The 599-nt window shown below is 63.9% G+C and carries 1 protein-coding gene and 1 pseudogene; both read right to left on the bottom strand.

What is annotated here, in order from left to right; genetic code table 11:
* Positions 1–273, bottom strand: a 273-nt coding sequence (locus AC1DTN_RS38480) for a hypothetical protein (protein ID WP_477925455.1), incomplete at its 3' end; no start/stop codon positions are given.
* A 102-nt stretch (positions 274–375) separates the two neighbouring features.
* Positions 376–599: pseudogene (locus AC1DTN_RS38475) on the bottom strand (hypothetical protein); the annotation flags it as partial.

Here is a 599-nt window from a genome sequence, read left to right as displayed (position 1 = left end):
CTCCAACGCTTCGCGCAAGGAGCTCGCTCCGGCATTCGCCGGGGACGAGACGTAGACCACGCGCCCGCCCATTCCGCCGGTGGCTTCTCGGCCGTAACCTTCCCTTTGCTGGAGAAGGGTCGAAACCATCGCGCAATCGCTGCCTGCAACTTCGCACGCATCGTCGGGCGCGGCTCGCGCGTCGAGGCTCGTTACCGCCAGCAACCCGACGATCGCATGCACCGACTGCGACAAGAGATTGGCAAATGCTCCCACGGCGCGTATGCCTGGCATGCGCCACGATGATTCGTGCGCGGTGTTTGACGCGTCAGCTCGATCGCGGAATCTTTTCATTCGACATGCTTGTGATGAACGACCTTCGGCGCGGCGCACGGCTCATGCCGCGAGGGTGGCCTCCCTCGTTAGGGACTTGACGTACCATGGCAAGGCCTCGGCCATGCCGGCGCGCAAATCGATGAGCGGGGCATACAACAGCTCGGCCTGCACTTTCGAAACGTCGGCCTGCGAGTGGCGCACGTCGCCGGCGCGCGGGGGCTTGTAGACCGGCTCCTTCTGATACGCGAAACCGAGTCCCATGAGACCGTCGCGAATCACATGGA

The organism is Rhizobium sp. 01T444 (assembly GCF_056398305.1).
The sequence above is the reverse complement of the archived record's forward strand: the minus strand, read 5'-3'. Positions and strand labels throughout refer to the sequence as shown.